The 23,222-nt window shown below is 61.6% G+C and carries 23 protein-coding genes; 8 read left to right on the top strand and 15 right to left on the bottom strand.

Annotated features, from left to right (window positions below; translation table 11 throughout):
- Nucleotides 1-41: 41 nt before the first annotated feature.
- The 3 genes from B0G76_RS27025 to B0G76_RS27015 are packed head-to-tail and all read right to left on the bottom strand — an operon-like array spanning nt 42 to nt 3,782.
- Complete coding sequence (locus B0G76_RS27025) at nt 42-1,403, bottom strand: hypothetical protein (protein WP_120295198.1); 1,362 nt, start codon at nt 1,401-1,403, stop codon at nt 42-44.
- 26 nt (nt 1,404-1,429) lie between these two features.
- Nucleotides 1,430-2,284, bottom strand: coding sequence for an oxidoreductase (locus B0G76_RS27020; RefSeq protein WP_120295197.1), 855 nt, complete (start codon nt 2,282-2,284; stop codon nt 1,430-1,432).
- A gap of 31 nt (nt 2,285-2,315) precedes the next feature.
- Entirely contained in the window at nt 2,316-3,782 is a 1,467-nt protein-coding gene (locus B0G76_RS27015) for an acyl-CoA reductase (protein WP_120295196.1), read from the bottom strand.
- A 458-nt stretch (nt 3,783-4,240) separates the two neighbouring features.
- Here B0G76_RS27015 and B0G76_RS27010 point away from each other — a divergent pair, with 458 nt between their 5' ends.
- From B0G76_RS27010 to B0G76_RS27000, 3 genes are all read left to right on the top strand, one after another.
- Nucleotides 4,241-5,209, top strand: a complete 969-nt coding sequence (locus B0G76_RS27010) for a phytanoyl-CoA dioxygenase family protein (protein WP_183082153.1) — start codon at nt 4,241-4,243, stop codon at nt 5,207-5,209.
- A 33-nt stretch (nt 5,210-5,242) separates the two neighbouring features.
- Nucleotides 5,243-6,061: an SDR family NAD(P)-dependent oxidoreductase gene (locus B0G76_RS27005; protein WP_120295194.1), complete on the top strand. Its 819-nt coding sequence runs from the start codon at nt 5,243-5,245 to the stop codon at nt 6,059-6,061.
- A gap of 237 nt (nt 6,062-6,298) precedes the next feature.
- Entirely contained in the window at nt 6,299-7,132 is an 834-nt protein-coding gene (locus tag B0G76_RS27000) for a CoA ester lyase (RefSeq protein ID WP_259460873.1), read from the top strand.
- 128 nt (nt 7,133-7,260) lie between these two features.
- Here B0G76_RS27000 and B0G76_RS26995 read toward each other — a convergent pair whose 3' ends face one another.
- The 3 genes from B0G76_RS26995 to B0G76_RS26985 are packed head-to-tail and all read right to left on the bottom strand — an operon-like array spanning nt 7,261 to nt 10,501.
- Nucleotides 7,261-8,439: a CaiB/BaiF CoA-transferase family protein gene (locus B0G76_RS26995; RefSeq protein ID WP_120295193.1), complete on the bottom strand. Its 1,179-nt coding sequence runs from the start codon at nt 8,437-8,439 to the stop codon at nt 7,261-7,263.
- 16 nt (nt 8,440-8,455) lie between these two features.
- Nucleotides 8,456-9,616 carry an acyl-CoA dehydrogenase family protein gene (locus B0G76_RS26990; protein ID WP_120295192.1) on the bottom strand — a complete coding sequence of 387 codons (1,161 nt, stop codon included), beginning with the start codon at nt 9,614-9,616 and terminating at the stop codon, nt 8,456-8,458.
- A gap of 27 nt (nt 9,617-9,643) precedes the next feature.
- A complete protein-coding gene (locus B0G76_RS26985) occupies nt 9,644-10,501 on the bottom strand; it encodes an acyl-CoA dehydrogenase (protein WP_120295191.1) in 858 nt (285 codons plus the stop codon).
- Nucleotides 10,502-10,647: 146 nt separating this feature from the next.
- Between B0G76_RS26985 and B0G76_RS26980 the strand changes: the two genes are divergently transcribed.
- Nucleotides 10,648-11,598, top strand: a complete 951-nt coding sequence (locus B0G76_RS26980) for a LysR substrate-binding domain-containing protein (protein WP_120296850.1) — start codon at nt 10,648-10,650, stop codon at nt 11,596-11,598.
- Between the two features lie 81 nt (nt 11,599-11,679).
- Here the strand turns inward: B0G76_RS26980 and B0G76_RS26975 are convergent, their stop codons facing one another.
- The 6 genes from B0G76_RS26975 to B0G76_RS26945 form a co-directional block, all read right to left on the bottom strand.
- Complete coding sequence (locus B0G76_RS26975) at nt 11,680-12,057, bottom strand: hypothetical protein (protein WP_120295190.1); 378 nt, start codon at nt 12,055-12,057, stop codon at nt 11,680-11,682.
- Complete coding sequence (locus tag B0G76_RS26970) at nt 12,054-12,761, bottom strand: hypothetical protein (protein WP_120295189.1); 708 nt, start codon at nt 12,759-12,761, stop codon at nt 12,054-12,056. Before B0G76_RS26970 ends, B0G76_RS26975 begins: the two co-directional genes overlap by 4 nt.
- Before the next feature lie 2 nt (nt 12,762-12,763).
- A complete protein-coding gene (locus B0G76_RS26965; RefSeq protein ID WP_220700778.1) occupies nt 12,764-13,414 on the bottom strand; it encodes a hypothetical protein in 651 nt (216 codons plus the stop codon).
- Nucleotides 13,415-14,025: 611 nt separating this feature from the next.
- The gene (locus tag B0G76_RS26955; RefSeq protein WP_120295188.1) at nt 14,026-15,051 is read right to left on the bottom strand and encodes an IS110 family transposase; all 1,026 of its coding nucleotides are present in this window, start codon (nt 15,049-15,051) and stop codon (nt 14,026-14,028) included.
- A 911-nt stretch (nt 15,052-15,962) separates the two neighbouring features.
- The gene (locus B0G76_RS26950; RefSeq protein ID WP_120295187.1) at nt 15,963-16,163 is read right to left on the bottom strand and encodes a hypothetical protein; all 201 of its coding nucleotides are present in this window, start codon (nt 16,161-16,163) and stop codon (nt 15,963-15,965) included.
- A gap of 26 nt (nt 16,164-16,189) precedes the next feature.
- On the bottom strand, nt 16,190-17,110 hold the full coding sequence (locus B0G76_RS26945) for an NAD(P)H-binding protein (protein ID WP_120296844.1): 921 nt from the start codon (nt 17,108-17,110) through the stop codon (nt 16,190-16,192).
- 208 nt (nt 17,111-17,318) lie between these two features.
- Here B0G76_RS26945 and B0G76_RS26940 point away from each other — a divergent pair, with 208 nt between their 5' ends.
- From B0G76_RS26940 to B0G76_RS26930, 3 genes are all read left to right on the top strand, one after another.
- On the top strand, nt 17,319-18,254 hold the full coding sequence (locus B0G76_RS26940; protein WP_120295186.1) for an AraC family transcriptional regulator: 936 nt from the start codon (nt 17,319-17,321) through the stop codon (nt 18,252-18,254).
- 111 nt (nt 18,255-18,365) lie between these two features.
- Complete coding sequence (locus B0G76_RS26935; protein WP_120295185.1) at nt 18,366-19,460, top strand: triacylglycerol lipase; 1,095 nt, start codon at nt 18,366-18,368, stop codon at nt 19,458-19,460.
- A 13-nt stretch (nt 19,461-19,473) separates the two neighbouring features.
- Nucleotides 19,474-20,523: a lipase secretion chaperone gene (locus tag B0G76_RS26930; RefSeq protein WP_310793950.1), complete on the top strand. Its 1,050-nt coding sequence runs from the start codon at nt 19,474-19,476 to the stop codon at nt 20,521-20,523.
- A 27-nt stretch (nt 20,524-20,550) separates the two neighbouring features.
- Here B0G76_RS26930 and B0G76_RS26925 read toward each other — a convergent pair whose 3' ends face one another.
- The 3 genes from B0G76_RS26925 to B0G76_RS26915 all read right to left on the bottom strand — a co-directional run bounded on the left by B0G76_RS26925 (nt 20,551) and on the right by B0G76_RS26915 (nt 22,760).
- Entirely contained in the window at nt 20,551-21,378 is an 828-nt protein-coding gene (locus B0G76_RS26925) for an anti-sigma factor (RefSeq protein ID WP_120295183.1), read from the bottom strand.
- A complete protein-coding gene (locus tag B0G76_RS26920) occupies nt 21,375-21,893 on the bottom strand; it encodes a sigma-70 family RNA polymerase sigma factor (RefSeq protein ID WP_120295182.1) in 519 nt (172 codons plus the stop codon). The genes B0G76_RS26925 and B0G76_RS26920 overlap by 4 nt, the downstream gene beginning before the upstream one ends.
- 141 nt (nt 21,894-22,034) lie before the next feature.
- Entirely contained in the window at nt 22,035-22,760 is a 726-nt protein-coding gene (locus B0G76_RS26915) for an anti-sigma factor (protein WP_120295181.1), read from the bottom strand.
- Nucleotides 22,761-22,927: 167 nt separating this feature from the next.
- Here B0G76_RS26915 and B0G76_RS26910 point away from each other — a divergent pair, with 167 nt between their 5' ends.
- Nucleotides 22,928-23,197: a DUF4148 domain-containing protein gene (locus B0G76_RS26910; protein WP_120295180.1), complete on the top strand. Its 270-nt coding sequence runs from the start codon at nt 22,928-22,930 to the stop codon at nt 23,195-23,197.
- The last annotated feature ends 25 nt before the right edge of the window (nt 23,198-23,222 follow it).

The following is a 23,222-nucleotide window of genomic DNA, read 5'->3' as shown; positions in this document are numbered from 1 at the left end:
ATCGCGCAACGGCCGGTCTCGAAGTGGAACAGGTGGGCGCGTCACACGTCGATCATGCCGCGAACATATGACTCCATCGTTCCCGCGCACGAAAGCTTGTCCTCGCCTTCTTCGAGATCCGCATAGCGGCCGACCTGCCTGATGAGCGGCCCCTGAAGACCGTCGGTTGGCTCCTCGGGCGAGAAGTCGATGGTCACCTTGTCTCCGGTAATGAAACCGCCCCAGTAGCCTTCGGCAAGCAGGTCGAAGAACGCGAAGCGGCCTTCGACACGTCCTTTCCCGTCGACGGGATTCAGCAGCTTTTCGCCTGTTTTGTCGAGCACGAACGGAACGATCCACGGGCAGATCGCGTAGCCTTGCGCAAGGTCCGACCACGGGCCGGTGCCGATCATCTCGGACATGCCGTAACTGTTCTGAACGTTCTCGGGCTCGATGCCGTAGAAGCGGATGATCTGCTCGCGGAAATCCGCGGGCGCGTTGGTGCCCTTCAATCCGCCGCCCGTCGTGATGACGGTTTCACGATGACAGATGCCGTTCGCGACCCCGCGCCGGCGCGCGTGCTCGGCCAGCGTCCAATGCAGCGACCAGTTTCCTTGCACGAGCACAGGCACATCGCGACGCGCGAGCAGATTGTCCAGAAAGCGGTCGATCATCGCGCCGGTATGCCGCTGCCGCGCTGTCGCCTGTTCCTGGAATGCGGCGATGGCGCTAGGTTTTGCGCTGCCGTCCGCGATCGCGCGGCGCATGCGGCCCATCGCGATCGTCGACGATGCCAGCGACGGCTCGTCGAACATCAGTGTGCTTTCGCCGCCGAGCTGCACGGCGGCGCTCAGGACCGGTTCGATATGCCGATGGGCGCCGGCGGGCGGCATCATGAGGAATACCGGACGCTTGCCGAAATCGCGCTTGATGAGCTTGTTGCCGTACACGCCAAGCTTAACGCACGATGCCGTCACACGGTCCAGGTCGGCGCGTGTCTGGCTGATGAAACTGCATTTGCCGGACGTGCCGCTCGAACTGAACACATGGTGTCCGGCGCCGCGCAGGCGCTCTATCCATGCATCGACGTTGTCCACGCCATCGACGTCGACGTTAGTCACGGGTCTGCTTGTCAGCGTTTGCAGCCAGGTATTCAGATGCTTCCACCGGCCGTTTTCCAGGAACTGCTCTGGATAGCTCTTGTAGATTTGATGCGCGAACAGCAACGGGACCATATCGGCCTCGCTGCGGACTTCATCGATGCCCATGTGGGCGGCGCGCCGGCTCAGCAGCTTGATCTGCTCACGGCGCTGCGCGAAACGTTCGCGGATTGCCTCCAGTTGAAGTGTGCGCAGATCGTCAGGATGGCGAAACGGATCGCCGTCCTGTTCGAGCAGATCGTAAAAGCGGTTGAGGCTCGACATGGCGTCTCCAGCGTGACGTGGCTGCGTTATTGATCGAAATCGGTGGCAGTCGAGACTTCGGCCCATGCGTCGAGGTTGTCCTCCACGGACAACAGTTTCTTGCGCAGGATGCTGACTGCATCGGGGCCGAGAGGCAACCTCAGGGGCGGTTCGTCGGCACAGACGGCCCGGACGATTGCCGCGGCGGCCTTGGCCGGATCGCCGGACTGCGTGCCGTGATAGTGAGTCATCTGCTCGCGTATCCTGCCGACCGTTTCCGCGTAAGCCGGTAGAACGGCTTCGCTCCAACGCAGCGAATCGCCGGCGAAATTCGTACGAAATCCGCCCGGCTCGACCAGCATGACGCGCACGCCAAACGGCTGCAGTTCCAGCGCGAGCGACTCGGATAAGCCTTCTACAGCATGCTTGGAAGCGCAATAGAAACTGCATCCGGCGATGCCGATCAAACCCGCGACTGACGACAGGTTCACGATATGCCCGGAGCCTCGTTGCCGGAAGTGCGGCAGCACAGCGCGGATCGTGTTCACGGTGCCGAAGAAATTCGTGTCGAACAGGCGCCTCGCTTCGGTATCCGACACTTCTTCGAGTGCGCCGAACAAACCGTACCCGGCATTGTTGACGAGCACGTCGATGCGGCCCGCGCGGGAGAGTGCCTGCTCGATCGCGTGGGGCACGACCGCCGCGTCGGTGACGTCGAGTTGCAGGCCGTGCGCGTGGCCATGAGAGGACAACGCTTCGAACGCCGCGATCTGCGATGTGTTGCGCACCGTGCCCACCACCTGGTCGCCACGTGCGAGCACGGCTTCGGCGAGACATCGTCCAAAGCCGGACGACACGCCCGTGATTAGCCAGACAGTGGCGGATGTCGATAGAGCAGTCATCTAAAGTTTCTCTCGAATAAAAGCGAATGCTTCATCGGGTTGACACCGAGGGGCTGTTATCGCCGGCTTCTTCAGAGACCCACTTCACGAAGCGATGGACGGGAAACATGCCGTCGTGCGGATAGCCGCCGACGCCGTCCGAAATCGATTCGCCCAGCGTCACGATGCGCTGTACGCCCGCGCATGCAAGCGCATCGCGAACTTCGGCGGCGCGTTGCGGCGGATAGATACCGACAGTCTGCGTCGCCACTGTGGCAAAGCGGGTCGCGTCGCGCAGGCTCTGCACCGGCACGACGTTCACGGTCTTGCAGATTGGATGGAAATCGACCCGTTCGTCCGAGCGCACCACGAGACCTTTTCCGTCATAGCCGCCGAACACGCGATAGAAAGGTTCCATTTCACGCAATACGTCGACGGCTTCGCGGATATCGTTCGGCACCACCGGACCCTGGCCGTCGCCGTAGCGGAAGTCTTCCCCGAGTGCGGCGGCCAGGTATTCGCAGTAGCGGTCGGCGCCGTCTTCATTGCCTTCGATGAACTGGTAGCGGCTCGCGTTGCACGCGTCCTGATTGAACGATTGCACGTCGGCCGCGCCGGCGCGCGCAACCTGCCGCAGCAGTTCCTCCGAGGCAAACGCCTCGCGGCCGATCAGCGAGATCGATACCTTGGGATCGAATGCGACCAGTTCGAGGCCCGGGCCTGCATAACGCATCGCGTGGCGCACGGCGCTTTCGCCGCCCCACACCACGAGCTTGTCGAAGTATTGCGCGCGATACAGGGTCGACTCGACGTTCTCGTCACCGCCACGCCAATACGCCGCGGAAAACGATTGTGTCAGCGGATGCGCCGCGTCGATTTCCGCCATCGTGCGCAGGATCGCGGTCGCCGTAAACAGATCGTTGGACGGCAGTTTCAGCAGATGCACGCCTTTGGTCAGCGCGGCGCGCATTACGGTCATCGCGGCCACCATCGGCGAATTGCCCGCGAGGATGTGCACGAGACGCGGCGGAAATGCGCGTAGACGGCTTGGGCGGCCGCGCAACGTGCGCGGCATCCAGCCGTCGATCACGCTGGAGTCGCCAAGACTCACGCGCAATTCGTCTTCAATGACGCCGCGCGCGAACAGGTTCGGAATGTCGCGATAGCAGTTCTCCAGAATCCGGCGACCGAGCGGGCTGACTTCGATCATTGATTCGAGCGCTTGCTGCATCAACGGATTCGCATCCAGATGCAGGCGCGGGCCGAGTTCGACGAGAAAATCGATCACTTGCGCGATCGGCAAATCGAAGGCCGGACCTGCCTGCGTGCGTGACCAGACGAGATTGTCCAGTTCAACCGCCGGAGTGCAGAACCTTTTGCCGAGATCGCGCGATACGTGCATGACAGCGTCGCCGGAAACCGTACGACCGCGATAGACGTGTGGCACAGGCAACGGTGCGCCGGCGCCATTGTCGAGCGCCGGTCCGGTTTCCTGAGTAGGGGTATCGAGGTGATTCATCTGGTGTTCCTTCTCGAATCGATGCAATGAAATTCGCGCGCGACGACAGTGGCGCGATCTGCGAGTTCGACGTGGCGTTTGTCAGGAGAGGTTGGCGATCATGCGACGAATAAACCCACGCGTTTCAAGGAAATCGAGTTGGCGAGTCATCGCGCCGCTGTCGAACGGCAGGATGCGGCGGAGTGCAGCAGGTGTTCAGTTTCGACGAATGGTCCACAAGATATCTGCTAAAAAAGTAACGTCGATTGAAGGCAAATATATGTACGTCATTCGATATTTGCAACGTATTTCGCCGTCTGGTTTTCCCTGGGATTTATGCGTGAGTCCGAACGATGTTCGCTCAGAAATGCAACTGATAGTTGCATTAAAGCGTGCTGGAGCCTACACTGATTTCAGGTTCCCGCCGTGCGGAGCCATTGACCGTATCGATGAAATACGGCGAACAGCAAGGAGACGGAATGCTCACAGAGCTGGAAGCTGGCGTATTGCCCGCCATGGCGGAACTACACGTATCGAACGATATTCTTGACGACCGCGCTGCGCTCGAAGCCGCGTGGGAACGCGACGGCTACTGGTTCTTTCGCGATGTGCTGGACAAGAGCGCGGTAGGACGGCTGCGTAGTGTCTTTCTGAACGAACTCTCGCAATTCGGTGTGATCGATCCGGATGATCCGCTTGCCCGATACAACGGCAGGAGTCTGGAGGAGTTCCCGTTCCGAATGGAGCCGCTTGCCGAGCGCAAGATATGGAAGCCATTCGTTACAGAGCCGGCGATCCATCAATTTTTCAGTCGCCTGCTTGCCGACGATCCGTTCTGGATTCCAACGGTCGAGTATCGTGCCACGCCGCCGGTGCAGGACCGCTCTCGCGCGCGGTTCGATTACGTCCATCAGGACGGTTTCTACAACGCGGGCATCCCATTCGCTATCTGCTGGATTCCGCTTGCGGAAATCGATTCGGACGTCGGTGGCCTCGTTCTTGCAGAAGGACTGCATAAGGGACCGTATCTGCACGATCTTTCGCAACCGCCGCTGTTTCCGATTCCGGATGGCGCAGTGCCGGCGCATGCGTGGCGCCGCACGACGTATCGTCCGGGCGATGTCGTCATCATGCATCTGAATACGCCGCATACCGGCGTGGCGAACTACTCGGATCGATTCCGGCTTTCGATGGACATCCGCGTAATGGCGGCTTCCGGCGATACACCGATCATCGGCAGGATTACCACGGTTTCGCAAGATGCGGTGGCCGTGCAAGGCGAAGATGGCCGCAGTGGCACGTTCGCGCTCGATGACAGCACGTATAGCCGCGGACTCGACGGCAGGAAGGTCCCGGTCGACGAGATTCCATTGCACTTTCACACGGGCGACGAGGTGATTCTGGCGTCACGTGGTGGGCGCGTAACGGTGTTGCGTCCTCCGCACTGAGCCCGCGCCGTCAACACTCACATCGGGATAAACATGCCTTATCCAAAGACATTTCATCAGCGTCTTGCGGGCAAGGTTGCAATCGTGACCGGTGCCGGTTCGCAAGGTAGCGGCGTAGGGACGGGCAAGGCGATCGCCTGCCTCTTCGCGCGCGAAGGCGCGTCGGTTTGCCTCGTCGATCAGAGCAGGGAACGGGCCGGCGAGACGCTGGCAATGATTCTCGAAGCGGGCGGCAAGGCCTTTGTCTGCGAAGCCGACGTTACCGACGGCGACGCATGCGGGCGTGTCGCGGCCGCCACCGTCGAGCACTATGGCGCGTTGCACGTGCTGGTTAACAACGTCGGCGTGGCGGGTGCCGGCAGCCGCCTCGAGAATCTCGATGAAGCCATGTGGGACCGCACTATCGACGTGAATCTGAAGAGTGCTTTTCTCATGAGCCGAAGCGCGGCACCGCATCTGGTTGCAGCGAGAGCCGGCGCCGTGGTCAACGTCAGTTCGACCGCGGGCATCCGAAGTCATGGGGCGGCGGCGTACGGCTCGTCAAAGGCGGCCCTGATCGCGTTGACGCGCGAGCTGGCCGTGATGTACGGACGCGATGGCGTGCGCGCCAATGTCATTGCGCCGGGGCACATCTTCACGCCGATGGTGGAGAGCATGCTGGACGAAGAGGCGAAAGAACGGCGACGAAAAATCGCGCCGCTCGCCATCGAAGGTGACGCATGGGACGTGGCGGCCGCAGCCCTGTTTCTCGCAAGCGATGAAGCACGTTTCATTTCAGGCGTATGCGTGCCGGTTGACGGCGGTGTGACGGAGATCGCGGCGCTCTGTGCCTTCGAGCAGATGCAGCGGTGAAGGGGAATTGCAAGTGTTCGCCAGGGTCTTCCGGGCCGTTTGGCATCGGGGGAGTGCGGCACGGCGCGATAGGCACGGGCTATGACGGGTAGAGCCCATCGATAGTAGCCGGATCGGGCGAATTCGCGTGTAATAAACGAAACGGCTTATGCAAACGCATGCCCATTAGTTTAGCGAGGAGACCCAGTGTACTTTGACCGGAGCAGCTCGAAGGCGGCCCAGGTACTCCGCGACGAAATCGGCAACGCCAGCTTTTCGCCGCAGTCTTTCCTGTTCGTGCCGGGGAGCCGACCCGATCGCTTCGATCGTGCGCTATTGAGCGGTGCGGACACTGTCATCATCGATCTCGAAGACGCCGTCGAGCCCGCCGCCAAGGAGGCGGCGCGCGAGCACATTGCCAACTGGGTGTCGCGCAGGCATCCTGTGCTGGTGCGGATCAACGGGCGCGCCACGCCGTGGTTCGAGCAGGATGCGAAGCTCGGCGCGCTGGACGGCGTGGCGGGCATCGTGCTGCCGAAGGCCGAGCAGGCCGCCGATATTGCGGCGACGGTTTCTATCGCGCGTCGCCGCGTGCCGGTTTTTCCGCTCGTCGAGAGCGCACTCGGGATGTGGAGCGCGCTGGAGATCGCGAAGGCGCCGTTCGTCAAGCGGCTGATGTTCGGCACGCTGGACTTCATTGCCGAGATGGGAATGGACGACGACGGCGAGCCCTTGAATCAATATCGCGCGCAACTCGCGCTAATCTCGCGTGTAGCGGGCATCGAGACGCCGATCGACGGCGTCACGCCCGACATCCACGATAGCGGCCGGCTCGAGCGCGACGCGTTGAACGGCAAGCGCCAGGGCTTCGGGGCGAAGCTCTGCATTCATCCGAAGCAGATTGAAGCCGTGCATCGCTGCTATCGTCCGAGTGAGCAGGAACTACAGTGGGCCGCGCGCGTCGTCGAGGCGGCGGCCGCGTCACAAGCTGGAGCGATCACGCTGGACGGCAAGATGATCGACCGGCCCGTGCTGCTGCGCGCGCAGCAACTGCTCGCGCTCGACAATGCCGTGAACCGCGGAAATGGGTAGCCGATCGAGCCGGCCGGTAGCGTTGACAAAAAAACCGCCATGGTTGTTTCCGACGTCACGACGCCTTGGCATCTGAAGTGATGCCGAGGCGTTTGCTTTTGCTGGAACGTCGAGGGACGGGGACCGACTCAGACTGTGCCGGTTCGGTGCAACTCCTGGATGCAGTCGTCGGCGTAGCCAAGCTCCTGCAAAATCATGTCCGTGTGTTGGTCAAGCGCGGGCACCGGGTCCATGCGAGGGGTGTCCTCCTGCGTGATGCCTGGGGGATACAGGGCGGGGATTTCACCGGCTGGCGTGGCGACCCGGGTCCAGCGCTTTCTCGCGACGAGTTGCTCGTGCGCCCAGACCGCCTGCATGTCGTTCATATGCGCGTTTGCAATCCTGGCCTCTTCGAGACGTTCAATGACCTGCCGCGCTGTCAGGGCAGTGAACGCTTCTTCGATGAGATGGCCGAGTTCGGCGCGGTTCTTGACGCGGCGGCTGTTTGAACAGAAACGCGCGTCGACCGCGAGGTCCGGCTTCTGGATCACCGTTTCACAGAACCTTTTCCATTCCCGCTCGTTCTGGAGGCCGAGCATGACGGTCTGGCCGTCGCCGGCCTTGAACGGACCGTACGGATAGATCGTCGCATGCGAGGCGCCGGCGCGGTTGGGAGGCGCCTTTCCGTCGATCGCGTAGTACAACGGGTAGCTCATCCATTCGACCATGCTTTCCAGCATCGATACATCGATGCGTCGGCCGCGTCCGGTCTTTCCGCGTTCGATGAGCGCCGCGAGAATGTTGGTGTAGGCGTACATGCCTGCCGCGATGTCGGCGATTGAGCAGCCTGCTTTCGCCGGCTCGCCTTCTGATCCTGTGATGCTGAGAAAGCCCGACTCACTCTGAATAAGCAGGTCATAGGCCTTCTTGTCGCGGTAGGGGCCGTCGAGCCCATAGCCGGAGATGTCGCAGACAATCAGTTTCGGGTAGCGTGCCTGCAGGGCGTCGTCATCGAGCCCGAGTCGCTGCGTGGCGCCGGGCGCGAGATTCTGCACGAACACGTCCGCATCGGCCAGCAGCCCATGGACGACTTCGATAGCGTCCGGCCGCTTTACGTCGAGCGTGATGCTTTCCTTCGAGCGGTTCGTCCACACGAAGTGCGACGCGAGACCGTGAACGCGCTCGTCGTAGTGGCGCGCGAAGTCGCCGGTGCCGGGGCGTTCGATCTTGATGACGCGGGCTCCGAGGTCTGCGAGTTGTCGCGTGCAGAACGGCGCCGCAATCGCATGCTCGAACGTAATGACCTTGATTCCTTCGAGAGGGCGCATGATCGGAAAGTCCTCGTCAGAACGAACGGGGCAGACCGAGGATATGCTCGGCGACATAGGAGAGAATCAGGTTCGTCGAGATCGGCGCAACCTGATAGAGCCGCGTCTCGCGGAACTTGCGTTCGACGTCGTACTCGCAGGCGAAGCCGAAGCCGCCATGGAATTGCAAACAGGCGTTCGCGGCTTCCCACGATGCGTCAGCGGCGAGCAGCTTCGCCATGTTCGCCTGTGCGCCGCACGGCTCATGCGCATCGAAGCGGCGCGCAGCCTCGAAGCGCATCAGGCTGGCCGCTTCGACATTGATGAACGAGCGCGCGATCGGGAACTGGACACCCTGGTTCTGTCCGATCGGACGTCCGAACACGACTCGATCCTTCACGTACCGCGAGACCTTGTCGACAAACCAGTAACCATCACCGATACATTCGGCCGCAATCAGCGTGCGTTCGGCATTCAGGCCGTCGAGAATGTACTTGAAGCCTTTGCCTTCCTCGCCAATCAGGTTCTCGGCGGGAATCTCGAGATTGTCGAAGAAGAGTTCGTTGGTCTCGTGGTTGACCATGTTAGGGATCGGGCGCACGGTCATGCCGTTGCCGATCGCATCCGCCAGATCCACGATAAAAATGGACATGCCTTCGCTCTTCTTCGCCACGTCGGACAGCGGTGTGGTCCGTGCCAGCAGGATCATCAGGTCGGAGTGCTGGATGCGCGAGATCCAGACCTTCTGACCGTTGATCATGTAACGATCGCCTTTGCGCACAGCGGTTGTCTTGATCTTCGTCGTATCGGTGCCGGTCGTCGGCTCCGTTACGCCCATCGACTGCAGCCGCAACTCGCCCGAGGCGATCTTCGGCAGATAGAGCGCTTTCTGTTCGGCTGAGCCATGACGCAGCAGCGTGCCCATGTTGTACATCTGGCCGTGGCAGGCGCCCGAATTGCCGCCGTTGCGGTTGATTTCCTCCATGATCACCGATGCCTCGGTGAGGCCGAGACCGGAGCCGCCGTATTCCTGCGGGATCAGCGCGGCTAGCCAGCCCGCCTTGGTGAGCGCGTCGACGAAGACTTCGGGATAGCCGCGCTCTTCGTCGACCTGACGAAAGTACCCGGCTGGAAACTTGCTACACAGGTCGCGGATGGCTTCGCGGATGTCCTGGAACGGGTCGGCTGCAGCATTCATGGTGTGAATTCCGGGTGAAGGGTTGGGTCAGGCGAGCACGGCGCGAGCCGACATCGTCAGGTAGCCCTCGTGGTCTTTTGCCCACAGATCGGTGGATTGGCCGTCGGCCGCGCGCCGGCCGCAAATGGCGAATGTGTTGCCAAGGAAGGTCGGCCTCACTGCCTTGAACGTGTATTCCCGCACGACCGCTTCAGGCGCGAAGCGCGCGACGGTGTCGAGCAACAGGGTGGCGATAAGTGGTCCGTGGACGACGAGGTCGGGATAACCTTCGATTTCGCGCGCGTAATCGCGGTCGTAATGGATACGGTGACCGTTCAAGGTCAGCGCGGAAAAGCGAAACAGCAGCACCTCGGTCGGCGCAATGATGCGTTCCCAATCGGGGCCGGCCGGCGCGGGTGTGGGCGCGGATTTCAGCTGCGGCTGCGGCTGGCCGGGTTGCGCGGGTTCGCGATAGACGATGTCCTGCTCTTCGCGGATTGCCGTGACGCCGTTCGTCCTGATTTCGTGCTCGAGGGTCACGAATGCGAGCCGGCCGCTGCGGCCTTCCTTGTGCTCGACGGACATGACACGCGAGACGCGCTCGGCGCTTGAACCGATGGTGAGCGCGGCGTTGAAGGTGATCCGGCCGCCCGCGGCCATGCGCCGCGGCAGCCCGAGGTCGGGGAGGAACCCGCCTTTCCGCGGATGGCCGTCGCTTCCCAGTTCCGCTTGCGGTGAGGGTGTCCAAAAATAGAGCCAGTGCCAGATTGGAGGCAGTGGATCGCCGCTACGGGGCGCTTCACGACAGTCGAGTGTGGCGCTGAGCGCGGCAGCCGGCGCAGGGGCAATGATGTCAGTGACGGTCTGAACCGACTGTGGATCCGGGGCGGGCGCTGGCGTAATCATTGGGGTCGTCTCCAGTGCTGGGTGGCCAGCACTTTCGAATTGGAATTAGACGACTCTATGTGAATGATCCGTACTCTGGAAATATCGGTTGAATGTGCCGGGCATAAGCGTATCCTATGGCGCTTCGCTTTCCGCAGGCTTCGATCATGGACATACGCCAGCTCCGTTATTTCGTGAACATCGTCGATTACGGGAGCCTCGGCAAGGCCGCGGAAAAGCTGTACGTCGCGCAGCCGTCGCTCAGCCAGCAGATCGCGAAACTGGAGGACGACGTTGGTGTTCCGCTGCTCATCCGCAGTTCGCAGGGCGTGAAACCGACCGCCGCCGGGCAGGCCATGTATCGGCATGCGCGTCTCGTCCTGCATCAGATGGAGCAGTTGCGTCAGGAGGTTCGGGAAGGTGTCGGGGCGGAATCGGGAACGGTTGCTGTCGGGCTGCCCACCACGATGGCGTCAATCCTGGCGATGCCGGTATTTGAGCGTGTCAGGCAGCGTTATCCGGGCATCCGGTTGCAGTTCTTCGAGAGCATGAGCGGCTACCTGAACGAGTTGCTCGCCAATGGCCGGCTCGATCTTGCGATACTGTTCCGTGATACGAATACACCGGGCATCAGTGCCTTGCCGGTGCTCGACGAAGAGCTGTATGTGATGGGCGAGCCTGGTGGCGCGGTGACGGGACGCTCGCGCACCTGCGCGCTGTCGGCGCTGACCGACGTACCGCTCGTGGCGCCTGGCGTGTCGAACGGATTGCGACTGCTGCTCGAACGCACCTTCGCTCGCGAGCAGGTGCCGCTGAATATCATCGCGGACGTCGATTCGCTTCCCATGTTGCTGTCGATCGCACAGTCCGGGGCGGCCTGCACGATTCTGCCTGCGTCGGCGCTTGCGCTGCGTGCGCCGGCAGATCGGCCCAGGATGCGTCGCCTCGTCGACCCGGTGATCCGTCGGCCGGCGAGCATTTGCTGGCCGAATGCGCTTCCTGTCAGTTCCGCATCGCTTGCGGTACGTCAGTGCATCTGCGAACTGATCGCGGAGCTTTGTTCGCGCGGCGTATGGACCGGCATCGAACTGCGTGACGCTTCGCCTGCTGCTGTCTGATTAAGCGGCTTTCGAACTGACATCACGCTCCCAGCCAGCGCACAGAAGGCCAGTCTCCGCGCTCAGGACCGTTACCAATGCCTACGTGGCGTTTGCGCTGATCGTTGTGGCGCTTGCCGTACTGAGCCTGTAACCGTCTTTCGCTTCGCGCGGAAACAGGAAGGCGGCATACGAGGCTTTCTCCGCGAAGAATCGCTCAGTACGCAGATGCTTTTGCCCCTCGTGCAGCGCAGAAAGTACAGATGCTACGGAAGGCAGTTCTGGGCTCATGCGATCGAGGACCGTTGTGATCCAGCAGGTATTGAACTGGATCCCGCGTTCGCCGCGAGGCGAGGCATCCACGACCACAGAGAAGGTGTAGGCCGCGGATTGAAAGATGCCGCAGGCGTCCCGATTTTCGGTGCAGGTCGTCCCTTGCCTGCTGTACCACTGCCACGTGGCAGGGCTTCGGTCGTTCATTCGAGTGTCGCGAAGGAGACGATGAGATCGACGCGCTCGCTGATCATTTTTTCCCGGGCTGCGTCCCCGTTGCTTGCCGCCGCGATTGCATATTCGAAGTCCCGGTGCTTCTGCAGTGCGTCGAACTGCGAACTGATGTACGTGCGCATTGCGGGATCCGCATGCAGTATTTCGTCGGCAATTTCGGAACGACCATCGATTAGAGTCAAAATGTCTTCAACATCATGGCTGTCCAGCGGGTCGTTATTTCCACGCGAGAGATAGGCCGCGAGCTTCGTGGCGAGGAAGTGTGCAGGGCGGACAATCTTGACCGTCACGCCTTCGCCGATATCATGGGGTTCGGCGCTTTCAAGCGCGTCCCGGTACCAACTGTTTCCGAACTTCAGGATTTCTGCGTCATCGGGCATGAAATCGACCCGCAGGCTATTCAGGAACATCGCGCAGATCGGCGCGTCATTGTCCAGTTGTTCGCGGAAGCCTTTTTCGCGCAGCTGCTCTTTCAGTTTTTCCCAGTGTGGATAGCTCAATACATGCACAATGAGGTCAACGTCATCCGTGTGCCTGACCTGTTGCCTCGTGTAGAGGTCGGTTAGCAAAAGAGCTGTCGTGCAGCCGCCGACGAATGCGACGTCCTGGCAGATTTCCGGTCCAATTGCTTTCGCGACAGCCCGAATCATCGTGATGTGATCGTCGACGGTAGCCATTTTCAGTAATTCAAGAGCTTATGTAGCTGCGTTATGGCGAGCTTGCGTTCGCGGGGCTGGCCGAGGCGAATCGAATCCACCACCGCAAGCAGTTTATAGAGCGTTTCGTCGTCACGGATTGCAGTGGTGACAGTTTTGTATAGCGGTTCCACCGCGAGCCCGAGTGTATCGCCATGCGGGTCGGGCCAGACCGGGAAGTGTTCTCCGGCGCTGCGAAGTATGCCCTGAAAAATGGGCGCTGTGAGTCCTGTCGGGATGCCTCGTGCCAGACCAAGTGTCTGCGCGGGGAATACGAACCTTATGCCATACGACAGGAATTCTTCGAGTCCTCGCCGATTGACGGCTGGACCGCTACCATGCCGGTTCGGTTTCGCGAGGCCGTTGGCGTAGCAACGCCCCAATGCGTTACTCACTTCGGATTTGCTGATGCCGATGGCACTCGACAGGCCTCGCACGCTATAGGGATCGAATTCGAGGTTCAGTTTAAGCGGACGCGCGTTGCCAGCTTCTTCTTCGAGTGCCTCGTGTATGTCGGCGATTGCCGCGTCGAGGTCGTCAGGCGGTTCCCCGGGGACCTCGCCGGCCGAGGCATGGGCTTGCCGCTCCAGCGCCGCGAGCTTGAGCAGAAGCACTACATCTTGACTTTTCATCATGGGCCCAAGATTGCCGTCCACAGTCCATGGACAATGGACGGATTTTTTCGTTCTTTTCTCAGCCTGTCAACCCTTGGGTGGAACATTAGTTGGTGCCGGCAGGCTGTCCACAGTCCACGGACCGGGGACGCAGTCACTGTGATGTTTCGCGCTTGTCAATACCCTATGCACTTCATGTGGTGCCGAGCAGTCGATCTGGTGTTGAGGCACCAGGCGGGACCGCCATGCTCCAGGCGATGGACAGGTTGTGGCGCTTGTAGCGATTTCGCTCGACCGGGACGTTGACCGCAGGGAGTCAGTGTCGCGGAAATGCTTACACGGTGCCTACACAGAATCCGGAAAACAAATCTATGGTCAGCCTGACTTTTGCAAGCGAGTCGGTGTTGACGTAAATTGGGCATGCGCAAATCTATCCGGGGTCGTTGTGGGAACAGGTTCCCGCCCCATGATGAGAGCTGCGCCGGACAAACCTCAAAAAGCCCGCAGCATCGAAGCGCTATTTGCTTTGTCAGGTTGCTTGCCCGGCCGTTGAGCCGTTTATGTCTTCACGTATCTCGCGTCGCAAAACCGGGGAGTGACCTGGTACAGCAGACGATATAAGCGACGCGGCGTCAGGCTGCTGCTACAGCCTGTGCGCCTTGGTAGTGCGTGCCTTTGGCGAGGATGGCCCAGGCGATCCTCGCCAATTTATTGGCCAACGCGCAGGCCACCACGTTGGAATGCCGTCGGGCCAGCAGATCGCGGACCCAGGCGCCCAGGCGATCGGTGCGCCGCTCGATTTGCAGCATGACGGCTCGCGCGCACTGCACCAGCAGTCGCCTCAAATTCTTGTCGCCGCGCTTGCTGATTCCCAGTAGCGTTGGCTTGCCGCCCGTGCTGTATTGGCGCGGGACCAGTCCGATGGACGCCGCAAACTGGCGCGCGCAAGCGAACTGTCGGGCATCGCCCAATTCGGTGGCCAGCACGCTGGCCGTGATCGGACCGATGCCGGGAATCTCCAGCAGGCGCTGGCTGCGTTCATCTTCCTTAAGCTGGCATATCAGATCGCCCTCGATCTCGCCGATTTGCTCATCGAGGTACTTGAAATGGGCCTGCAGACGCTCGAGCAGCGCGACTAGCCGCGGCGGCAGATCATGCGCGACCAGCACACCCGGTAGCCGGCGGATCACGGCCATCCCCTTGGGCAGGCTCACGCCGAACTCCAGCAGGAAGGCATGAATCTGGTTGACCGTGCCGGTACGCTCACGTACCAGCGCCTCACGTACGCGATGCAGCGCCGAGATCGTCTGCTGTACCTCGTTGCGTGGAGTGACGAACCGCATGCTCGGGCGCGACGCGGCCTCGCAGATTGCTTGCGCATCGGCGAAATCGTTCTTGTTACCCTGCAGGAAAGGTTTGACGTATTGCGGAGAGATCAGCTTGGCCTGGTGCCCCAGTGCCTGGATGCGGCGCGCGACCCAGTGAGCGCCCGCACACGCTTTCATGACGGCCGTACAGCCCGGAAGATTGCCGAGCAGCGTGAACATCTGGGTGCGCGAAAGCTTCTTGCGCAACACCATGCGGCCCGATGCGTCCTGTGCATGCAAATGGAAGCAATGCTTGCCCAGATCGATTCCGATCAATGAGATGGTGTCCATGACGATCTCCAAAAAGGAAACAGCCCGATCAGCGTAAGCCGATCGGGCTGTTTCGGTCAGGCTGACCATCTCATTAAGCCCAGTCGCGAGGACTGGGCTAACTGCTTGATTCTTACGGTGCGGGAAAGAGGGATCGAGCCCCGACCTTCGCATTGCGAACGCGGCGAGACGGACTCGCTCGACGTGCGGTGACGGTTCGCATCCAGGACGAAGACGATCGTTCCGTCTGTTGACATCGGCAAGAGTCGGATTTCTCGCAAGCTTGGCTGGGACAACATCATGGTGCGGTATGTCAGTCAACTCGAAAGGCGCAACCGGGCGCAGCCCCGAGGCTACGTACAGACGTTGACAAGCTGCCAACCCAAAACGTCGGGAAGTTTGTCGAGCGGCTCGCGCGGGCCTACGGCATTCAATACCGCCGCTCGGGCCTCGATGATTTCGCGGGGGCAGTGACGCGAGCCGCGGGTCACGATGTCGAACTCGATCTCACGGGTAAGCGGGTGGTTGCACTTGAGAAGCAGAATTGGATTAACGGCCGACAGTTTGCCCTATCGATGGTGAACCATATAAGGGAGATCAAGCGTGTTCGACCCGTTCGGGGACTACGAAGGGAGAACTAAGCTGTGCGCCACCCCTGAGCGGCGAATTTCACGGCATATGTGGCGTAGGTTTTGGCGTAGGTTTCATCGGACAGCATTGCTGGGCAAGGCCCACTCATTACTTCGACGAAAACGAATAAGCGGCGCATGAGCGCCGGCCGCCTTTTGCAAACGGCGGCCGGGGTTCAGGCGTCGAAATCGTCAATGTATTACGGCTTGATGACGGCGGGCTGCGGCGCCTTTACTGTGCATTTGTAGTTCGTCGAGTCGAGTTGCGACGTATCGATCCGAAGCGAGCCCCGTCGAGGCGAATCAGAACAAACTGAAGTCGTCGTTACTGTCGGGAATCGCGTTGAGCACGTCCCGCAGGGCTCGCCAGCCGACCCATTCCGCAAGACCGTCCGAAATCGCCATCCAGTAGCTTGTGTTCGTCGCTCCGCGCGTTCGCGGTGTTCGACGCACAGCGACTTTCCGCGATGCCATCGACGCGCGCAGCAAAGGGCAGGTGTGCATGTCATTCCTCCTATCGCGCGTGCTGCTCAGCGTGCCGATGCTGTTGCAGTTGCGGCCGAAGTTGCAACGGCACGCGCCAGGATCGCCGCGAAAACGTCTGCTAGCGCGGTCGAGCCGAAGCGCCGTTCGCTAATTTCCGATTCGATGTCGATGCGCCCAGCATTGTGTGCGTCGTACAGATCCGTGATGAGACGCGCGTGGTTCTCGCCGAGTCCTGCGCCGTGGAGCATAGCGGTCCATTCGTCACGCGGCACTTCGTAGGCCGTGATCTGACGGTGCGCCAGTTCGCTAAGCGTGCGTGCGACGTCCAACGCGCTGACGCGCGCTTCACCTTCAATACTCACCACCCGTGGCGACACCTTCGCCGGTCTGTCGTCGAGCAGTAGTTCGGCGGCCAGCGAGCCGACGTCCTGTGCGGCGACCGTCGGAAACAGCTTGCTCAACGGATGATGAAGGCTCGGCAGCACGCCCTTTGAGAGCGCGATCGGCAGCAAGCGACCCCAGTTGTGCATGTGTTCCGCCGCGCGCAGAAATATCAACTGCGAGGCAACCGGTGCAAGCCGGGTTTCGATGTAGTGAAACAGCGTCGTGATGCCGGTACCGCTCGCGTGTTCCGCGCCGTAGTCGGAGAGCGCGAGCAGGCGTTGCGGCGGGTTGGCGCGCAATGCGCCCGCGCTCACGTCGATCATGCGCCGCATCGTGGTGACGGGATTGGCATCTGCATGCGGCACCGGGCACAGCATCTGTACCGCATACGCTCCTTCGATAGCGCGCGCTACCGAGGTTGGGTCGAGCAGATCGGCGATGGCGATTTCGCAGCCGATGTCCGCTAACACGTCGCCCTGCCTGGGGTTACGGACCACCGCGCGCACTTCGCGGCCCGCCCGGCGCAATGCCGCGGCGCTCACTCTGCCTACATTGCCTGCTGCTCCAAAGATCACAAACACGTTGAGCTCCTTCCTGGGTCGGTATGCCGCCATCTTAGGGAGGCGGAGAAAGGGAAACGCGCGGGCGCGGATCGTTGTGAGCAGATTCGGATGATTGTTTTGCCTTGCGGCGGCGCGGCATGCAAGTTGATGCGATGCGAGCCCAAGCAAGGCCTCGAAAAACGCAGCACAATGCACGGATGTTGGCCGCCATCCACAAGAGGACGCAATGAATGCCGTGACACCGTTACCGCAGTCGCACAGTGGTTCCCGCATCGCATTGCGCTCCAGCAAGGCACTCGGCTGGTTGGGCTTTGGGGCGGAGTTGGTCAACGTATCGGCCGGGCTGCACCGGATACCGGCGCTCAAGCATCATCGCGTGGGGGTGCATGTCGGCGCACCGGTTAAAGCGCGTTGCCTATGCAACGAGCGGCGCTATTCGCGGATTCAGGCGCATGGCGATGCGGATGTGATTCCCGCGGGCCTCGACGGCCAGTGGACCGACGAATCCGCCTGCACGATTTTCAGTGTGTGGATCGACGAAGACTTTGCGCAGCGGACCATCGAACAGTTGGAATTGAAGACGAGCGAAGCGCGGCTTCGTCCGCAATTCCAGATGCGCGACCCGCGTTTTCAGCATCTGGCGTGGGCATTGCGCGCCGAACTCGAAGCCGTCGATGCATCAGATCCGCTTTACGCCGAGAGTCTGTGCACGGCGATGGTGGTCCGGCTGATTGGCAGCGCGCCGCTGCTCGACAAGCTCGAGAGCAAACGCCGCACGCTCGCGCCGAAGACTGCCGTGCGCGTGATCGAGTTTATCGAAGCGCACCTGGATCAGCGCCTCACGCTTGACGAACTGGCCGCGCACGCCGAATTGAGCGTGCCGCATTTCAAGGTGCTGTTTCGTGAAACGCTTGGGATGCCGGTGCATCAGTATGTGGTGCAGCGGCGAGTGGAGCGGGCGAGAGCGCTATTGCTCCAGGGCAGGCTGAGCGCGAGTCAGATCGCGCTGGAGACGGGCTTTGCGCATCAGAGTCATATGGCGCATTGGATGGGGCGGTTGTTGGGGGTTACGCCGCGGGAGCTGGTCAAAGCGGGGGCGAATCCAGACAGCATGATCGAACTCGAACCCTTCAATGCCCGCCGCATCGCTGCACCCGGTTAAACCCGGCTAAACCCTGAACCCGTGCCGCAATACCCAGTTTGGAGCTCCCGCTCTATTGCCCTCAACCGATTTCCATAGCTAAATGCGGACTTCGCAACCGGAGGCCGTCACATGTCGAAATCGAAGGGTTCTCGCATCGTCGCCTGGGCGATCGCGGCTGCTGTCGCCAATGCTCCGCTCGCCGTTCTTCTGACACTCGCCACACCAGCCGGCATCGATCGCGCGGTCGCGGCGACCTCAACCGCCGGCACAGACGATTACGCGGCAACCCGCTATCCGATCATCCTCGTGCATGGCCTCACAGGCACTGACAAATACCTCGGCGTGCTTGATTACTGGTACGGCATTCAGTCTGATCTCCAGCAGCATGGCGCAACCGTGTATGTCGCGAACATCTCGGGCTTTCAGAGCGACGACGGTCCCAACGGCCGCGGGGAACAGTTACTCGCTTACGTCAAGCAGGTCCTGGCTGCAACCGGCGCGCAGAAGGTCAACCTGATCGGCCACAGCCAGGGTGGCTTGACCTCGCGCTACGTCGCGGCCGTCGCGCCGGAACTCGTTGCATCAGTCACCACGATTGGCACGCCGCATCGCGGCTCGGAGTTTGCGGATTTCGTGCAGGACATGTTGCAAAAAGACCCCACTGGTCTTTCGGCACCGATCATCGGTGCCTTTGCGAATATATTCGGCATCCTGACGAGTAGCACTCACAACACCAACCAGAATGCGGTAGCCGCGCTGCAAACGTTGACCACGGCAAATGCCGCGGCCTATAACTTGCGCTATCCGAGTGCCGGCCTGGGTGCGCCTGGTTCGTGTCAAACCGGCGCGGCGACTGAAACCGTCAACAGCAACACGCATCTTTTGTACTCGTGGGCGGGTAGTGCGATTCAACCGACCTCGCTGTTCGGCATTCCAGGCGCCACCGACACCAGCGTCGCGCCCATTGATTCCGCCAACCTGCTCGATCCGTCGACGCTCGTTTTGTACGGCACGGGCGCGATCATGCTGAGTCGCCAGTCGGGGCAGAACGACGGCCTTGTCTCGGTGTGCAGCGCCCTCTACGGCAAGGTGCTCGGCACCAGCTACAAGTGGAACCATCTCGACGAAATCAACCAGTTGCTCGGTGTGCGCGGCGCGAATGCAGCGGATCCGGTGGCCGTGATCCGCACGCAGGCTAACCGGTTGAAGACGCAAGGCGTGTGAACGGATGCGGCGATTGGATCGGCAGCGGGGCAGTGCGCGGACGCAGTGGCTGATTTTCGTCGCGGTGGGCGCGGTGTCGGCGGGCGCGGCGTTCTGGCTGAACCGCCCGCCGCCCGCGCATGACGCGTCGGCGCTGCACGCGGGGAATGCGGCGAGTTCCGCGCATCCGGCGCGTGCTTTGGGTCCGGACCCGGCCGCCAGTGCTTTGGCGGCCGGCACATTGCCCGCTTCGCTCGAAGGCTCGTCACCGCCACCTTTGCCAACCGATGGCCACGGCCACCTCGCGCGCACGCATGCGGTCCGTGAATTCTTCGATTACTTCCTGACGACGCAAGACGAAATCTCCGCCACGGCATTAGATGCATTGATGCGGCGCCAGATTTCGGCGCAACTCGACGGCACGCCAGCCGCCGACGAAGCGGTGACGGTCTGGCAGCGCTACAACGCGTATCTCACGGCGCTCGCACAATTGCCGCAACCCTCGTCAGACCAAAGTCAGAGCGGTGCAAAGCTGGACCTCGACGCGCTGCAACTTTCGCTCGATCAGCGCGACGCGTTAGGCATGCGGCTCATGGGCGAATGGAGCGAGCCGTTCTTCGGCGCCGAATCGCAGCAGCAACACACGGATGTGGCGCGTCTGCGCATTGCGTCGGATAGCGCGTTGAGCAGCGCACAGAAAGCGGCGCGTCTCGCCGCGCTCGATGCGGCATTACCGCCGGAAACCCGCGCGGCCCACGAGCGCGCACGCCAGCAGCAGGCCGCACTCGACGCGATCGGTCAGGCGCAGAAGCAGGGCGGTTCGCTCGATGCGATGCGTGCGCAGATCACACAGACGCTTGGGCCTGAAGCGGCAGAGCGCGTCGTACACATGCAGCAAGCCGACGACGCCTGGCAAGCGCGCTATGCGGACTACGCGAGCCAGCGCGCCCAGATCGAGAAGCAGGATTTGCCGCCTCAGCAACGCGAGGTGCAGATCGTGCAACTGCGTCAGCAGTTCTTCAGCAATCCGAGTGACGCCATGCGCGCGGCGTCGCTCGATCGCGGGAGCGGTTCAGCGAACTGAACGCTCTGTCGCGGCCTGGGTGACCTCCTAGCCCGGCGCCGCGCCCGTCAACTGCGAATACACGTCGTGCGAGAGTTGCAACAGCACCTTGCGATCGATCCCGCCTGACACCGCATAGCCAAAGTCACCGTCGACCCAGTAGAACACGTTCACCGGCCCGTCCTGATACAGCTTGAACGCCGTGGTATTCGCGTTCACCTGCCGATGCGAAATGCACAGTGTCACGCGTTCGCCGTTTGGCCCGCGATACATGAATTGCGCGGTCGGTCCATCGGCGCCGGGCAACAGGCGGCCGCCCGACAGGTTGAAACCGCTCTTCGAAAGAATCGGCGGATGCACGTTGGTGCCGAGCCGGTTGGAGAGCCACTGCACGAAATCCTGTTCGTGATCGGCATTCATGTCGGCCGGACGGTCGACGGCGGGCATATAGACCACATGCGCCACCGCGGCTTGCCGTGCAAACACCTCGGAACTATCGGCGCTGACAGGGCGCGTGTCCGAGTGACTTGCAGCCGGCGCCACGACATCCTGCCCCATATGCGTGCCTACGCCGATGCCCACGCCCATCACCAGCGCCGCAGCCATTCCGGCGAACTGCGGCCAGTTGGCGGCAATGCGCCAGCGGCGCGCACGGGCCGGAGGCGTCTGCAGACGCTTGGGCACGGGTTCGCTCAGCACGCGGTCATAGCGTTCATGGAACATGTTGTTCAACGAGAAATAATCGCTGACGCGTGTGGCCAACTCGGGGTTCTGTTCGAGCGCGCGCTCCACCTCGACGCGCCGTTCGTCGGACAGCGTGCCGTCCACGTAGGCGTGCAGATCTTCTTCGCCGATCGGCGTGTGTTGGTTGCTCATCGCACCACCTTTAATTTTGCACCGGGCTGCGTGCCCGCCATCAATGCCCGAAGCCGCTCGCGTCCGCGCGAAAGACGCGACATCACTGTGCCGAGGGGGATGTTCAGCGCGAGCGCCACGTCCGCATAGCTCATCTCCTCGAGGCCGACCAGCAGCACGACTTCGCGCTGCTCCATGGGCAGGCGCTGCAACGCATAGTCGAGGTCGCGCATTTCCAGTGAACGGGTCTGATCGGACGGCACGGCAAATTCGCTTTCGGGAACGCTATCGTCGTCGACCGCCACGTGGACGGCGCGCGCCGACGCCTTGCGCGCCTGATTGGCGAACACGTTATGCATGATCGTGAACAGCCACGCACGCAGGTCGGTGCCGGGCTGGAACATGCCGGTGCGGCCAAGCGCGCGTTCGAGCGTGTCCTGCACCAGATCGTCGGCGAGATCGCGATTGTTGATCAGCGCTCGCGCATAGCGCCGCAAACGCGGCACATGCTCCATCAACTCGTCACGGACATCCATTTTTTATCCCAATCGTGGGGCTTCTCGTGGCCGCCGGGTAGGCGCCGTCGGATGAATCACCACACGTATGCGAGGTGCAAACACGCGTGGACGAATTTTATTCCGTTGTTTTTTGCGGCGTTGCAAAAACCTGGCGAAGACCTACCGCATGGTCATCACGTCGGTGGCGCGCATCAGCCCGTGGGTACGGGCGTCGCCGGCGACCACGAAGCGCTGGCGCTGCGCCGTCCAGGTCAGCAACCGGATCTCGCCGATGCGGCGGGCGGTCCACTGCGGCTGGGCCGGCGCGAGCAGTGCCAGAGTGGAAATCACCACGACGGGGCGGTTGTCTCCGTTCAGATAGATGTATTCGCGGGCGCGTTGCAACGGGCCAGGCGATAGAACCCTTTGATCCACGAGTCGCAAGCCGATCGCGGCGAGCTCCGGAGCGGACACGTCGGTTCGCGTCGGCGACGCGGCGGAATACGGTGCGGCGGTGGCTTCCGCCAACGCCATCACAGCGGCATTATTGAGCGCCTGCTGGGACATCTGGGTAGCGGCGAACCATCCGCTTGCAGCCGCCAGTGTCAGAACGAGTGCCGCGAGCGCATTCGCCATCTTGCCCGGACGCCTTGCAGCCTTCAGCCGGCCGAGCGCGCCGCGCCATCCTCCGGCACGATTCGACACGGGCTCGTCGGTTGTCTGGAAAGCCTGCTGCATCTGCGTATTCAGCCTGCCATAGAACGCCACCCGGCGCGCTTCGGCCGGATCCTGGCCCAGATAGTCCCGCAGAAAGGCCGCGCGTTCCGGCGTCAGCGTGCCGTCGGCATAGGCCTGAATGTCGGCTTCGGAAAGCGGCGGGCCGGAGGGGATGTGGGTTGTGGTCATGGTATGGGCGTTCGTCGGATTACAGCTATCGAGCGGCGAACACAAGCAAATGTGGGTTTATTCCCCATTCGAAATATGTTTTTTGCGTATCGCCAAGGCAGGAATAAAAGCCGCAAAGCCGTGGTTCTCCCTCATGCAAACCCGCACAAAACTCTCTGGAGTTCATCATGAAGAAGATCGTTTTTGCCGCATTGTCCATGGTCGTTCTGGCTGCTTCGTCGAGCGCATTTGCAGAAGGCAAGACACGTGCTCAGGTGTACCATGAATTGATCGAAGCCCAACAGAATGGCCTCGATTTCATCACGGATTCATCGTATCCGGATGTGAATCCCGTCTTCGCACAGCAGGTCGAGCATCAAAAAGAAGCACTCGCCGCAAAGGCGGCCGCCGCGAGTCACGTTGCGAGCGGCAGCGTGGCAGTGGACGGCGTAAATTGAAGGGATCGATATCCGGCGCGCGTCT

Source organism: Paraburkholderia sp. BL23I1N1 (genome assembly GCF_003610295.1).
Lineage (GTDB): Bacteria > Pseudomonadota > Gammaproteobacteria > Burkholderiales > Burkholderiaceae > Paraburkholderia.
This window is presented reverse-complemented; position numbering and strand designations above follow the sequence as displayed.